Origin of the sequence: Syntrophomonas wolfei subsp. wolfei str. Goettingen G311 (assembly GCF_000014725.1) — a bacterium.
GTDB classification, from domain to species: Bacteria; Bacillota; Syntrophomonadia; order Syntrophomonadales; family Syntrophomonadaceae; genus Syntrophomonas; species Syntrophomonas wolfei.
In genome coordinates this window covers 419,585-434,559 of sequence record NC_008346.1, presented here as the reverse complement: position 1 = coordinate 434,559, position 14,975 = coordinate 419,585, and the positions used below count along the sequence as shown (strand labels likewise).

At 48.9% G+C, this 14,975-nt stretch carries 10 protein-coding genes and 4 rRNA genes; all 14 read right to left on the bottom strand.

Annotation, left to right across the window (positions count from 1 at the left end):
* Positions 1 to 30 precede the first annotated feature (30 nt).
* On the bottom strand, positions 31 to 843 hold the full coding sequence (gene aroF / locus SWOL_RS01860; protein ID WP_011639811.1) for a 3-deoxy-7-phosphoheptulonate synthase: 813 nt from the start codon (positions 841 to 843) through the stop codon (positions 31 to 33).
* Between the two features lie 111 nt (positions 844 to 954).
* On the bottom strand, positions 955 to 1,734 hold the full coding sequence (gene trpA, locus SWOL_RS01855) for a tryptophan synthase subunit alpha (RefSeq protein ID WP_011639810.1): 780 nt from the start codon (positions 1,732 to 1,734) through the stop codon (positions 955 to 957).
* Positions 1,724 to 2,917 carry a tryptophan synthase subunit beta gene (gene trpB / locus SWOL_RS01850; RefSeq protein ID WP_041427695.1) on the bottom strand — a complete coding sequence of 398 codons (1,194 nt, stop codon included), beginning with the start codon at positions 2,915 to 2,917 and terminating at the stop codon, positions 1,724 to 1,726. Before trpB ends, trpA begins: the two co-directional genes overlap by 11 nt.
* 249 nt (positions 2,918 to 3,166) lie before the next feature.
* Positions 3,167 to 3,781 (bottom strand): phosphoribosylanthranilate isomerase, encoded by a 615-nt coding sequence (locus SWOL_RS01845; protein ID WP_011639808.1) that lies wholly within the window; start codon positions 3,779 to 3,781, stop codon positions 3,167 to 3,169.
* Entirely contained in the window at positions 3,778 to 4,560 is a 783-nt protein-coding gene (trpC, locus tag SWOL_RS01840) for an indole-3-glycerol phosphate synthase TrpC (protein ID WP_011639807.1), read from the bottom strand. The genes SWOL_RS01845 and trpC overlap by 4 nt, the downstream gene beginning before the upstream one ends.
* Complete coding sequence (trpD, locus tag SWOL_RS01835; protein ID WP_011639806.1) at positions 4,554 to 5,576, bottom strand: anthranilate phosphoribosyltransferase; 1,023 nt, start codon at positions 5,574 to 5,576, stop codon at positions 4,554 to 4,556. Before trpD ends, trpC begins: the two co-directional genes overlap by 7 nt.
* A gap of 201 nt (positions 5,577 to 5,777) precedes the next feature.
* On the bottom strand, positions 5,778 to 6,068 hold the full coding sequence (locus SWOL_RS01830; protein WP_011639805.1) for a hypothetical protein: 291 nt from the start codon (positions 6,066 to 6,068) through the stop codon (positions 5,778 to 5,780).
* Between the two features lie 127 nt (positions 6,069 to 6,195).
* On the bottom strand, positions 6,196 to 6,759 hold the full coding sequence (locus tag SWOL_RS01825) for a cob(I)yrinic acid a,c-diamide adenosyltransferase (protein ID WP_011639804.1): 564 nt from the start codon (positions 6,757 to 6,759) through the stop codon (positions 6,196 to 6,198).
* A gap of 16 nt (positions 6,760 to 6,775) precedes the next feature.
* Complete coding sequence (locus SWOL_RS15125; protein WP_011639803.1) at positions 6,776 to 7,480, bottom strand: response regulator; 705 nt, start codon at positions 7,478 to 7,480, stop codon at positions 6,776 to 6,778.
* 292 nt (positions 7,481 to 7,772) lie between these two features.
* Entirely contained in the window at positions 7,773 to 10,844 is a 3,072-nt protein-coding gene (locus SWOL_RS13435; protein WP_011639802.1) for a cache domain-containing protein, read from the bottom strand.
* A gap of 168 nt (positions 10,845 to 11,012) precedes the next feature.
* Positions 11,013 to 11,121: ribosomal RNA gene (gene rrf / locus SWOL_RS15210) — 5S ribosomal RNA — on the bottom strand.
* Between the two features lie 114 nt (positions 11,122 to 11,235).
* A 5S ribosomal RNA gene (gene rrf, locus SWOL_RS15205) occupies positions 11,236 to 11,344 on the bottom strand.
* 114 nt (positions 11,345 to 11,458) lie between these two features.
* A 5S ribosomal RNA gene (gene rrf, locus SWOL_RS01800) occupies positions 11,459 to 11,572 on the bottom strand.
* A 54-nt stretch (positions 11,573 to 11,626) separates the two neighbouring features.
* Positions 11,627 to 14,716, bottom strand: a 23S ribosomal RNA gene (locus SWOL_RS01795).
* Positions 14,717 to 14,975 lie beyond the last annotated feature (259 nt).

Here is a 14,975-nt window from a genome sequence, read left to right as displayed (position 1 = left end):
TCAACTTTCATCCTCTCTTCTGTCAGACACTCAAACCATAGCTCTTATCCTCTCGGTCAGAGCCGCAAATTGCTCCGGAGTGAGGGATTGCTCTCCATCGGACAAAGCCTCTTCAGGATGCTGGTGTACCTCAATCATCAGGCCATCGGCACCAGCTGCCATCGCCGCTCGGGCTACGGGAGCCACCAGCGAGCGCCGCCCGGTAGCATGGCTGGGATCCACTATTACCGGCAGGTGAGACAATTCCTTGACCAGAGCCACCGCCCCTATATCTACCGTATTTCGAGTCAAAGGCTCAAAGGTGCGTATTCCCCGCTCGCAAAGTATGACTTTTTCATTGCCAGCATCCATTATATACTCGCAAGCCAGGAGCCATTCCTCAATGGTAGCGGCCAGACCGCGTTTAAGCAGCACCGGTTTGTCTACCCGCCCGGCCTCTTTAAGCAGGGAAAAATTCTGCATGTTACGGCTGCCGATTTGGATAAGGTCACAATGGGCAGCTACCTGATCCAGATCGCGCGGATCCATAACTTCTGAAACCACCGGCAAGCCGGTAAGCTCCCGGGCTTCGGCCAGAATCTTTAACCCCTCTGTCCCCAGGCCAGCAAAAGAATAAGGGGAGCTGCGGGGCTTAAAGGCTCCCCCGCGCAGTATATCTACACCCATTTCTTTTAAAATCAGGGCAATTTCCAGGTATTGCTCCTGGGATTCTACCGAACAGGGGCCGGCAATTATGGTGCAGTTTCCATCACCTATACTTATTTCCTTGCCGGCAGTTTTTATTTTAATAATGGTATTATTCTTGCTATCAGGACTACGGGACGCCAGTTTACAAGCCAGCATGATAATCCTCCTTCCAGATACCCGGCACCTCTTTTGTTATTAACCCCTAACAAGCACCAAATGAAATCCGCTTCCGTTTTTCCGCCCCTTATCCCCACTCCTCACTTTTCATTAACTTAACAACTTAAGTGCCTGGCACCTCTTCTCCAGCATTCCGGGCAGGAGGGCGGGGCGGGACTCGTATTCTTCAATAATCTGGGCCAGGGCGCTCCCGATTACTACTCCATCTGCCTGCCCCCGGAAAGCCCTGACCTGCTCGGGCTGGGATATGCCAAAACCCAGGGCCAGGGGAGCCGTGCTTACTCTTCTTACTTTTTGCAGGTAATCCTTGATTTCCATCTCCGGCAGGGACCTAACCCCGGTCACTCCGCGTACCGAAACGCAATATATAAAGGCAGGGTCCAAATCCGCCGCCATCTGTATCCGCGACAAGGTACTGCTGGGAGCCAGCATAGGAATCAGCTCCAGGCCCTGGCCGGCCAGCCTTCCCAACTCATCCAAAGGCAGATCTGGTACTATCACCGCGTCTACCCCCGCTGAGCGGCAATCCCCGGCAAATCTGTCCAAACCCATTTGCAATATGGGATTGTAATAGGAAAAAAGGATAAGCGGCAACTGGCAGGCTGCCCGCACCCGGGCGGCAAAATCCAGCCCCCGTTTCAGGTTCAGTCCCAGCCTTACCCCCCAGTGATGAAATCTTTCTATCACTTCACCGTCAGCCAGCGGGTCCGTGAAAGGTACCCCCAGCTCCAGCAAATCACAGCCCCCTTGCTCCAGAGCCCGGATACAGTCCAGGCATAAATCTTCATCAGGGACTGCTGCCATAATAAAGGCTATCAGGGCCATTTCTTCCTTTTCCCTCAGTTGAGCCAATCTATTTCTAATTTCCATTCCCGACACCTCCCAGCAAACGGGCCACTTCTTCCACATCCTTGTCTCCCCGGCCGGATAGATTTACGACCAGGCTTTTTTCTTCTTCCAGGGCTGCGGCTATTTTTAAGGCATAAGCCACTGCATGGGCACTCTCCAATGCCGGGATTATTCCTTCCATCCGGCAGAGCTGCACAAAGGCATCCAGAGCCTCCCGGTCGCTCATCTGAACATAGTCCACCCTTCCTCTTTCCCGTAAAGAGGCGTGTTCCGGTCCCACTCCGGGGTAATCCAGACCAGCGGATATGGAATGGGTATCCATCACCTGCCCGTATTCATCCTGCAGGAGACGGCTGAAGGCCCCGTGCAATACCCCGTCATTGCCCCGGGAAAGGGTGGCACAGTGCTGACCCGGTGCCGTACCGCAGCCTCCGGCTTCCACCCCCAGCAGTTTTACCGGGTCCTCCAGGAAAGGATAGAAGATTCCCATGGCATTGCTGCCTCCGCCTACACAGGCGATAATGCAGTCGGGAAGCCCCCCCTCCTGTTCCTGGAACTGCCGCCGTAGCTCCCGGCCAATCACCGCTTGAAAATCCCGGACCATCATGGGATAGGGATGAGGGCCGACTACCGAACCTATTACCATATGGGAATATTCAAAACTGCGGATGTAATCGCGAAAAGCTTCATTGGTAGCATCCTTCAGGGTTTCACTGCCTTTTTTTACTCCCCGGACCTCCGCTCCCAGCATCTGCATACGAAAGACATTCAGCCTTTGCCTTTCCATATCTTTGCTGCCCATATATACCGTACATTCCAGGCCGAAAGCCGCCGCCGCCGTTGCCGTTGCCACTCCATGCTGCCCGGCTCCGGTCTCGGCTATGAGCCTTTTTTTGCCCATTTTACGGGCCAGCAGGGCCTGCCCCAGGGTATTATTAATCTTATGGGACCCGGTATGGTTGAGATCCTCCCGCTTGAGAAATATCCGGGCTTTCCCTGCGTTTTCGCTCAGGCGGGAGGCAAAATACAGGGGCGACTCTCGGCCCACATAGTCCTTTAGATATAATTGCAGCTCTTGCTGGAACTTCTCATCTCCGGCCAATTCCCGGTAAGCCTCTTCCGTTTCCATCAAGGCCGGTATCAGGGTTTCCGGTACGAATCTTCCCCCGTAGCGGCCAAAATAACCACGTTCATCTGGGTACATCATTCCAAGTCCTCCTTCAATTAAATTACCCATGTGCTATCACTGCAAAAAGTAATAAATATGCATTAGCTTGTATAAATATACCGCGCAGCCACCTTAATAGCGACCGCAGGGTTTGTAGGGAACGACCCCCGTGTCGTTCCGAATCAGGCTTCGCCAACGCTCGCTTGTATATTTATGCAACCCTTCTGCAACAAAAGGTTTTTGTAGCGTGGTCTATGCTTTTTAATGCCAGTAAGCACTTTTTCTTTAAGTGGCTTGCTCCTGGACTATATTTATAAACTCCCTTATTTTAGCCGGATCTTTGCCCCCGCTGGGGTATTCTACCCCGCTGGAGACATCCACCACCAAGGGTCGCAGCTGGTGGATGGCCCGACCAACATTTTCCGTATTCAGGCCCCCGGCCAGAATAATTCTTTCCTGCCTGGCTATTTCTTGCAAAAATGACCAGTCAAAACTCTCTCCCGTACCCCCGTAAACACCGGGGTGATAGCTGTCAAAAAGATAAGCCCAAGGACGCCATCGCTTGAGCTGCTCCAGCTCCAGGCTGCCCCGCACACGAAAAGACTTGATAACCGGTACGCTCACCTCTTCCAGGTAAGCGGGTTCTTCATCTCCATGCAACTGCACCATATCCAGGCGGCAGCTGGCTACAATGCGGCGCAGGTTCTCCGCTTCTTCATTTACAAATACCCCGATTTTCAGGATACTCTGCCCTAATTCCCGATTTATTGCTGCAGCTATATCCACTTCCAGCCTACGGGGGGAAGGGGCAAAGACCTGACCTATGGCCCAGGCTCCAGCCTCTCTGGCCGCAATCGCCTCCTCCAGACTGCGGATTCCACAAATCTTAACCCGGGTCATAAGCCTTCCTCCTGCTGGTATGATAAAATTTCGCGCAGTTTGGCTCCGGGGTCCGCTGCCGTTACCAGGGCTTCCCCTACCAGGACAAAATCACAGCCGGCACTTTCCAGCAAGCGCAGGTCGCTGGCTTCCTTGATACCGCTTTCACTTACCTTCAGGTATGAATCAGGTATCAAGGGAAGCAAATCCAGACTGCTTCTAATGTCCACAGAAAAGTCCCGCAAATTTCGATTGTTGATACCAATTATTTTTACCGGTAGATCCAGTGCCATTTTTATTTCTTCCCGCCCATGGGTTTCCAGCAGGGGTTCCATCCCCAGTGCTGAGCATTTTTCCACCAGAGCCAGCAGGCTATCATAGTCATGCAAAGCGGCTATTAAAAGCAATAAATCAGCTCCCATTTGCCGGGATTCATATATTTGCACTTCATCGATTATAAAATCCTTGCGCAATACTGGCAGCTTCACCCCAGTTTTTACCAGCGGCAGGTACTCTTTCCTACCATCAAAGAATTCCTGCTCGGTAATTACCGATATCACCGCAGCCCCATTGGCCTCATAAGAACGGGCCATTTCCAGAGGTGAGAATTCCCTGCACAGCAGACCTTTGAGCGGTGAAGCCTTCTTTATCTCCGCGATTAGCTGCAGCTTCCCTCCAGAATCCCGGCTTAAACTGATTTGCCGGCTTGTTTCACACCTGGCCTCTACCTGCGCTATATCCAAGGACTCCCGCAACCGCTTCACTTCCTTTAATTTCCCCTCAGCAATGGTCTTTAACATGCCAAGATCCGATCCCGGCTAAAGCTAATCATCTTCTGCAGGGTCTCCATACTCTTTCCGGCATCAATGGCTTCGGCGGCCATTTGCATTCCCTCCTGTATATTTTTCGCCCGGCCTGCTGTCAATAAGGCCGCTGCCGTATTAAGGATTACTGTATCTCGATATGGCCCTGGTTCACCTTGCAGAACTTTGATAACGAGGCGGGCGCTGGCAGTAGCATCGCCACCCTGAATTGCGTCCAATGAAAAGCCCCCTATTCCCAATTCTTCGGGGTCGATATCAAAAACCTCCAGCCCATGTTCACCCACATCGAATACCCGGGTTTTTCCTTCCGGGCTGATTTCATCCATCCCATTAAAAGCATGAACCACCAAAGCCCGTTTCCGCCCCAGACGCTGAAGGGTGCCGGCCACGGCTTCCTGTAGGTTCGAGTCAGAGATTCCTAAAACCTGGTAAGAGGGGCGACAGGGATTTAACAATGGTCCCATAAAGTTGAAAATGGTAGCGATGCCCAGGCCGCGCCGCAAGCCCCCCACCTGTTTGAGAATGGGATGGTAATGCGGGGCAAAAAGGAAGGTAATTCCTGCCTTGTCCAGCAACTGCCGGGCTTCATCCGGTTCCAACTGCACCTCTACCCCCAGGGCCTCCAAAACATCGGCACTGCCTACCTTGCCTGTAACCGCCCGGTTGCCGTGTTTGGCCACCGCTACTCCACAGGAGGCCACCACCAGAGCGCTGGCCGTAGAAATGTTAAAAGTTCCCAGACCATCGCCTCCGGTTCCGCAGGTATCCAGTACTTCCATTCCACAGTCAACCATTTTGGCTTCTTCATAGAGGGCCTGCACAAAGCCCGTTAATTCCTCCTGGCTCTCCTTACGGGTGCGCAGAGCACTCAAAAAGGCAGCCGCCTTTATCTCGGGAATATCTTCATGCAGCAGCATCCTGGCGGTTAAATAAGCCTCCTCACTGTTGAGATAATCTCCCTCCACTACGCTTTTCAAATAACGATCAAACATTTTTCTCCTCTCCTCTCGTCTCTTCTCTTCTTTTGCCCTTTTATTACATTACTCTGCTATTATTTCTTCTTATTGCCCCATACCCACAAGCATCAGCATTTCTACATCATACTTGTTCATGCTTTATTAGATGGACGAGTACAAGGCATAGGGGATTCTATTCTCATAATGAATGAAATGAATGGCTTTAGTTCGACCGGATCAAGCAAGTTTATGGCCCGAAGGCCAATACTGCCCATCCTTGGCCAGCCAAAAGATGATTGGAAGCAGGGCTAATGGCAAAATGCTGGATGCTTGAGGCAGGCGAAGGCTGCCCGCTGTAAATATGCTTGGAGATATGGTGAAAGAACGAGCAAAAGCAGCCCGGAAACTCATGCAGCAATAACTGCATTCCCGGATTTTGCTTCTGCCTTTTTTCATAGTTTTTAAGAAAGGAAAATAAAAACCAGCACCGAATAATGTGCTGGCATAGAGATTCTTATACCGGCTCATCTCGTCACTCTCTTCTCAACTAATCTAATCTCATCTCATCATATTTGATTTCACTAAATAATATTATCAGCTCAAGGGCAAGAATTTGTCAAGTAAATTTTGGAACCGAGATCTCATCTTCCTTAGCTTAATACTCAATTCCACGCCGCGGGTGGCCATTAATATCAAATGGATGTTTTACTTTTTCGATGCGGGAAACCAAGTGGGCGATGGCAATGACTTCCGGCAGAGCGTTTCTACCGGTTAAGACTATTTCCATACTGCGCGATGCGTTTTCTAGCCATTTCAAGAAATCCTCATAAGGAAGCAACTCCAGTTCCAGAGCAGCAAAAACTTCATCTAGAATGAGAAGATGAATACTGCCCTCCCGAACTGTGTTCTGCGTTAGTTGCCAGGCCATAGTCGCTTTTTTCCGATCATTCTCCGTCAATCCCTCCGGACTAACCCAGCATTCAGCACATTCATCGCATTCCATAAAACCACCCTTAATAAGGGTAGCGTGGGGACAGCTTCTTCCAAAAGAAAAGACCTCTATGCCCAATTTCTTCGCTGAGCGTAGTTCGCCGGCAAAAGTATTACCCTTTAAAAATTGAATAATACGAACCCGGCAACCGTGACCGGCCGCGCGCATAGCCAACCCAAAGGCAGCAGTACTTTTCCCTTTACCTTCACCAGTATATACTTGTAGCACAGCCTGACATCCCCTGTTATATTATCCCCTTGCTCTTGACATAGCGGGTTATTTTTTTATCTTCAGCCAGTACCCTTAGTTTTCCTTCATTATCTTTAATGGTTTGCATTAACTCGATTAACCGGTCAATCAAGCTGTATTCATATATTTGGACTGAAGCAAAATCAAAGGTTACTTGTAAAGGTTTTTGGTTGAAAAAACTCTGTAGAGCATCTAGCAAAGGTTTAACATGACCACTGGCAAAACTCTGTTTTATTGTTACCCGAACATTAGCATCATGAGCCTCTATATAAAAAGGATACAAGACCTGCTTGTCCTCCAGAGTAGAATGCTGCGGGGATGCAGCAACAGCCTTGCCCACACTGGCCAGGGCAGCATTTACTACAGAAACAACCTTATCCGGAGAAAAAGGTTTAATTATATAATTACGGGCTCCGCTTTGGATGGCTGCCATAACCATGTTTTTTTGATCCATGGCACTGATCATGATAATTATTGCGTCTGGATACTGGGAGACAATCTTCTTAACTGCAGCCACTCCATCCATTAGAGGCATACTAATATCCATGGTAATCAAATCAGGCTGGTTCTTTTCATACTCTTGAAATGCTTGCAAACCATTTTCGGCCTCAGCGATTATTTCATGGCCAGCCCTGGTTAGTATTATCCTGAGATTACGTCGTATAAGCTTGGAATCATCAACTATTAATATTTTGGCCATTATAACCTCCCCTTCGTCAATGACCCGATACCCATCTGAACAGCCCGGTTGGCATATCCGAAAACAATAAAATTCGAACCCCTATGATTTTAGAAGAAAAAACAAAATTTAATGAAAACCTATGCTTTTGACAATAACATAATAGTCCCTTTATTGTTATTCTTTAAGCATCAGAAGAAACTGCGGAGCAGTTTCAACACAGCGCTGCAATGAGGCGGGGGATTAGAACCCGACGCCTGTTTTGTTAATAGGAACCCGGCCGATTAAAGAAGCGGGGGCATATTTCACCTCGTTATAGGCAAGAATATATTTCTTCTTGGGATATAAGGCCCAATCTAAGTCTACCCTCTTCGAACAGGAAATCGCAGGTCCATATATCAGCCTGCAGGTGCTTGATAGCCGTCTGGTCGGAGTACAAGGTAACCGGCACTTCCAGCATTACCAGTTCACTTATGCCAGGGAAAAGCTTGATGGAATTGCCCAGTATCATGTTCGCACATTCAGCCAGAACATCTTCAACGAAATCCTCTTCCGTCCCACTCTCGATTTCATCCATAGTCATCGCCTGCACCAAATACCGCCCTAGTTCTTCATCCACACTCAGGATAAAATAACTTCGGACAACCCCTTTAATAGTAATAAAAGCAGTAATCCGGAGCAATTCCTGCCGCTTTTTCCTTTCCACCTCGGTAGAATGCAATAAGTTAATTCCAATCTCCCGGGAAAAAAATTCCCGGGCGGTTTCCAGCAGGGGATTAATTATTTCTTCAATAGAAAAATCTTCTATATCTATCTTATCATGAGCGGGAAGCCAAAAACAAAATCTTGTACCCCGATCTTTTTCGCTGCTGATTTCTACTTTTCCTCCTAGTTTATCTAATTCGGCCTTCACTGCTGGCATTCCCATACCCCTGCCGGAAATACTGCTAACCTCTTCTTTAGAGGAAAGGCTATCTGCAAATATCAACTGCAGTGCCTCTTCACAAGATAAACCTTCTATATATTCTTCGTCATAGATGCCCCTATCCAAAGCCTGTTCTTTTAATAAATTTATATCTATGCCTCGCCCATCATCAGATATAACTACTGCAATACCGCCATCTTCTTCTTTAATATCACACGAGATAATTCCATATTCATTTTTGCCCAGCTCCAGCCTATCTTCAGGAGACTCCAAACCATGGTCTATGGCATTGCGGAAAACATGCAGCAGGCTTTTACAAAAATCATGATAATAATCGCTATCTACCAGCATATCTCCGCCAGTTATTCTCAGCGGTAGAAGACTTTTCCCCAGCGATTCAGCCAGGCTGGACACGCTTTCCGGATAGGAACGCAACAACTCCTTAAAAGGCCTGAATCTCAAGCGCTTAATATAGGGCAATAACATTTTGCACTCCCAGGGAGCCAGGCAAGTGATTATCTTTTGTTTTATCTCCAGCAGCTTTTGCTCATCAATTAGCAATTTATTATCATGTTCCAGGAATTCCTCACCCAGTACCTCTTCCAGTAAAGATATATCCCTGGCCATTGCCTCGAATAGTTTAAACGAATCGAGAAAATCCTTTATTTCTACTGCTGACATCTCCCGCAATTCATCGCGGCTGGCAGATATTTCTGATTCGCAATCATGTAGTTGATTAAAGAGATAACCCATTTTCATCTGGGCAAATCCACCTTTGAAAGTATGTATCTGCCGATAAATTTCTGCTATTACTTCATCCCGGGGAAGGTCACTATCCAGCAATTCCCCTATGCCATGGATACAAAAGCGTTGAAAATCGTTTCGGTATTCCAGAAAATCATCTCTATTGGCTACTACTTTTACCACCATTTCCAGTAGCTCTCTTTCCTCCTCCATCTGCTTCTCCAGGCAGCGTTTTTCCGTAATATCAGTAATAATTAGCATAATACTGTAATTATCTTTTAGGCGCCGATTAGCTATAACTTTATACTCCAGCTGAATATGGCGGCCATTTATCATGAGCTCTTCCGGCAAAAGGGAAAGGTAAACACCCCTGCGGTATTCATCTTCTTCCCCAAATATGGTTTGAAGAGCATTCTCTAAAAATTGTTTTTCGGCTTCATCACCGGGAAATATTACCCTGGGGAAATACTGCCCCGCTATGTCAAAACCGAATATCCGTTTACATTCCGAACTATACTCTTGATTAATCTGCAAATCAGAGCCAAATGAGAGGAAACCCTGACCGGCATTGTCTAAAAGATTCCTGATAGCAGCCGTTCTCTCTTCAACCTTTCTCTCCAGTCCGACATTATATTCCTGGATGATATCCGCCATGCGGTTAAAATTATTACTTAGTTCACCCACCTCATCAGCGGAAGTAACCGGGGAACGTGCAGAAAAATCCTTATCCGCAAAACGCCCTACGGCTTGATGCAAGTCTTCAATGGGACGGAGCAAGCTCCGCACCACCGGTAATATAATGATAAAACCAATAAAGAGGGAAATGGCCAGAGCCAGGGCAAAACCATACCATAACTTTTTCAGGGGTCCGAAATATTCCGAATGTGGGATAGCAATACCAAAGGTCCATCCAGTCTCCTTGATTTCGCTTAAAGCAAAGCACCTCTTGCTATTATCGTAATCCTTTAGTTCAATAATCGGGTAGCGTCCCTCCTGGATTTGCTCTGTTAGCGGGCGATACAAACCCTGCATAACCTGGGAAGCATTTCTCGACTCCGAGGCCAGCGGCTGAAAATCCGGATGAGGATGAACTATGAAATTATAGCAATCATCCAGTAAGAAACTGTAGTGTTCTTTATCAATATGTACATCTTGAGCCAGTTTCATTACATCGGTAAGCAATATGTCCGCAGCCAATACCCCCAGCAACCTGTCGCCATCTCTTATCGGATCGGCCAGGGTAATAACCATTTCTTTGGTGTCGGCATCCAGGTAAGGGGTTATGTAGACTAATTTATTGTTTTTTACCGCTTCTTTATACCATTCCCGCGTACTTGCCTCATAATCTTCCGGTGGAACCCATCCGGTAGCACAAACCATTTTCCTATTACTATCAGCAAAGCCGATATAATAATCTATGACACATGAATCGCGTCGTTGGAATTTTTCCATGAGGTAAAGAGATAAATATTCATCGGAAAAGTCCCGGTTTATTTCGATGTCCTGGGATATAGCGTGCAGAACCCCCGCTTGCTGCATAAACCAGTTGTTCAGCTCGGAAGCATACCTGTTTACAGCTTCATGAGCTACCTGGTTGGTTTCTTCTCTGACCAGAATATAGGAATTATAGTAGCTAACCAGGGATACCACTAATAAGCAACAAAAACAAACGGTAAATACTACTATAATAAATCTGCTTTTTAGGCTATTGCGCATGAACACCGTCATCCCTGCCCTCTGTTAACTTCGCTTACAAATCTGAATACCTAGAGGCATTTTCCATTCTTTCTCCATTGTTATGCTTTTTCCCTGCTTTATCACCGCGAACTTTTGGAAGCAAAAAGAACGTCCCCTTGCTTCCTTCTTACCCAGAAAATAATTAATTCCTGGCAACGACCTACTCTTCCACGGCTTAACCGCAGTACCATCGGCGCGGGAGAGCTTAACTGCCGTGTTCGGCGACGGCGACGATGTCTCGCCTAGTGTCGACAAATAGAAGCCCGCAGGACTGACTGGCGACTATGGGAACGGGTGTGGCACACCCGGAACAAAACAGAATGTTGTAATTTTGCTTGCTTTTTATGTTCTACTCCAGAAAATAATTAATTCCTGGCAACGACCTACTCTTCCACGGCTTAACCGCAGTACCATCGGCGCTGGAGAGCTTAACTGCCGTGTTCGGCGACGGCGACGATGTCTCGCCTAGTGTCGACAAATAGAAGCCCGCAGGGCTGACTGGCGACTATGGGAACGGGTGGGGCACACCCGGAACAAAACAGAATGTTGTATTTTTGCTTGCTTTTTATGTTCTACTCCAGAAAATAATTAATTCCTGGCAACGACCTACTCTTCCACGGCTTAACCGCAGTACCATCGGCGCTGGAGAGCTTAACTGCCGTGTTCGGGATGGGAACGGGTGTGGCCTCTCCGCCATTGTCACCAGGAAATTTTATTGCTTTATGAAATTCTTTGGAAACTGCAGGGGAAAGAAAGTTTTTAAGGTCAAGACCTCGATCTATTAGTACCGGTCAGCTTAATGCATCACTACACTTACACACCCGGCCTATCAACCACCTGTTCTTGATGGGATCTTACCTCCTCTCGGAGTGGGAGAACTCATCTTGAGGTTGGCTTCGCGCTTAGATGCTTTCAGCGCTTATCCGTCCCAGACATAGCTACCCAGCGATGCCTCTGGCGAGACAACTGGTACACCAGCGGTCTGTCCATCCCGGTCCTCTCGTACTAGGGACAGATCCTCTCAATTCTCCTGCGCCTGCGATGGATAGGGACCGAACTGTCTCACGACGTTCTGAACCCAGCTCACGTACCACTTTAATGGGCGAACAGCCCAACCCTTGGGACCTTCTCCAGCCCCAGGATGTGATGAGCCGACATCGAGGTGCCAAACCTCCCCGTCGATGTGAACTCTTGGGGGAGATAAGCCTGTTATCCCCGGGGTAGCTTTTATCCGATGAGCGACGGCCCTTCCACTCGGTACCGCCGGATCACTAAGCCCGACTTTCGTCCCTGCTCGAGATGTCTCTCTCACAGTCAAGCTCCCTTATGCCTTTACACTCTTCGCGCGATTTCCATCCGCGCTGAGGAAACCTTCGGGCGCCTCCGTTACTCTTTGGGAGGCGACCGCCCCAGTCAAACTGCCCGCCAGACACTGTCCCTGACCCGGATTACGGGCCCAGGTTAGAATCCCAGCAATTAAAGAGTGGTATCCCACCGTTGACTCCATGAGACCTGGCGACCTCACTTCTTAGTCTCCCACCTATCCTGTACATCAACTACCAAAATTCAATATCAAGCTGCAGTAAAGCTCCACGGGGTCTTTCTGTCCTATCGCAGGTAACCGGCATCTTCACCGGTATTACAATTTCACCGAGCCCCTCGTCGAGACAGTGCCCAGATCGTTACGCCTTTCGTGCGGGTCTGAACTTACCAGACAAGGAATTTCGCTACCTTAGGACCGTTATAGTTACGGCCGCCGTTCACCGGGGCTTCGGCTCAGTGCTTTGCTTGCGCTAACACTTCCTCTTAACCTTCCGGCACCGGGCAGGCGTCAGCCTCTATACTTCATCTTTCGATTTGGCAGAGACCTGTGTTTTTGTTAAACAGTCGCCTGGGCCTGATCACTGCGGCTCTCTCACGCTCATATATGTTAAACATACTCACGCTAATAGAGCACCCCTTCTCCCTAAGTTACGGGGTCATTTTGCCGAGTTCCTTAACGAGGGTTCTCTCGCGCGCCTTAGGATTCTCTCCTCACCTACCTGTGTCGGTTTTCGGTACGGGCACCTGTTACCTTGCTAGAGGCTTTTCTTGGCAGTTTGGACTCAGTGACTTCGCTACTATATTTCACTCCCCATCACACCTCAGGCTTTTCAATGGGCGGATTTGCCTGCCCATTACCCTACGTGCTTGGACGCACTCTTCCATCCGTGCGCTTCACCTATCCTCCTGCGTCACCCCATCGCTTATAGCGGCTTCAGGTGGCACTGGATTCTCAACCAGTTGTCCATCGCCTACGCCTTGCGGCCTCGGCTTAGGTCCCGGCTTACCCTGGGCGGACGAGCCTTCCCCAGGAAACCTCAGGTTTACGGCGGGCAGGATTCTCACCTGCCTTCTCGCTTACTCATGCCAGCATTCTCTCTTCCTAACAGTCCACTGCTCCTTTCGGTACAGCTTCTGCCCATTAGGAATGCTCCCCTACCCAGCGCGCTACGCGCGCTGCCAAAGCTTCGGTACTATGCTTAGCCCCGTTACATTTTCGGCGCAGAGCCACTTGACCAGTGAGCTATTACGCACTCTTTCAATGGTGGCTGCTTCTAAGCCAACATCCTGGCTGTCTGTGCAGCTCTACATCCTTTCCCACTTAGCATAGATTTGGGGACCTTAGCTGTTGGTCTGGGCTGTTTCCCTCTCGACTATGGACCTTTTCACCCACAGTCTGACTGCCAGGTAGCACCTTGTGGTATTCGGAGTTTGGGAAGGTTCGGTAACCGTGTAAGGCCCCTAGCCTAACCAGTGCTCTACCCCCTCAAGGCTCTTTTCCTGACGCTAGCCCTAAAGCTATTTCGGGGAGAACCAGCTATCTCCGGGTTCGATTGGCATTTCACCCCTATCCACAACTCATCCACGTACTTTTCAACGCACTCTGGTTCGGGCCTCCACGATGTGTTACCATCGCTTCACCCTGGCCATGGATAGATCACCCGGTTTCGGGTCTACTGCATTAAACTATATAGCCCTATTAAGACTCGCTTTCGCTGCGGCTCCATCCTTCTTGAACTTAACCTTGCTTAATACAGTAACTCGCTGGCCCATTCTACAAAAGGTACGCAGTCACACTTGGGAAGTGAGAGGTGAGAGGCGGGAGGTGGGATTTTGTGATGAAATCGGCTGTGCCGATTTCTTCCCTTTTCTCACTTCTAACTTCCCACTTCTCACTTCCCAATAGTGCTCCTACTGTTTGTAAGCATACGGTTTCAGGTTCTTTTCACTCCCCTCCCGGGGTGCTTTTCACCTTTCCCTCACGGTACTCTTCTCTATCGGTCGCCAGGTAGTATTTAGCCTTGGAAGGTGGTCCTCCCTGCTTCCCACCGGGTTCCACGTGTCCGGCGGTACTCGGGGTCTCTGCTCAGAGATATATGCTTTTCGCTTACGGGGCTTTCACCTTCTGTGGCTGAGCTTTCCAGCTTATTCAGCTAAACATATATTTTCTTACTCTGTGACCATACTGCAGTATGGTCCTGCAGACCCCTCAACCCCATACAGGCAACGGCTGCAGCCTTTACACCTGCATGGTTTGGGCTCTTTCCCTTTCGCTCGCCGCTACTTAGGAAATCTCGCTTGATTTCTCTTCCTCCGGTTACTAAGATGTTTCAGTTCACCGGGTCTCGCTCCTCTTACCCTATGTGTTCAGGTAAGGGTGACAGAGGTTCGCCTCTGCCGGGTTCCCCCATTCGGATATCCACGGATCTATGCTCGCTTGCAGCTCCCCGTGGCGTTTCGCCGCTTGCCGCGTCCTTCTTCGCCTCCTGGCGCCTAGGCATCCACCATACGCTCTTTTTATCTTGACCTTTGCGAGAGAACTTTCTCATTTTGCTTTGCGAAATAATTTGCATTATCTCTTTAAAGCGGCAATGAAATTGTTCCTACTTTCTTTCCCTCTATGCAGTTTCCAAAGAACTGTTTATATAAAACGAACAGTCAAGACCAGAAGGATCGACCGATAGGAGAAGTGGGAGGTGGGAAGTTGGAGGTTAGACAATTTGTTGGAATTGTCTTTCGCCAATTCCTCTCTTCCACTTGTCCGGGAGGAAGCATTGCTTCTTCCTC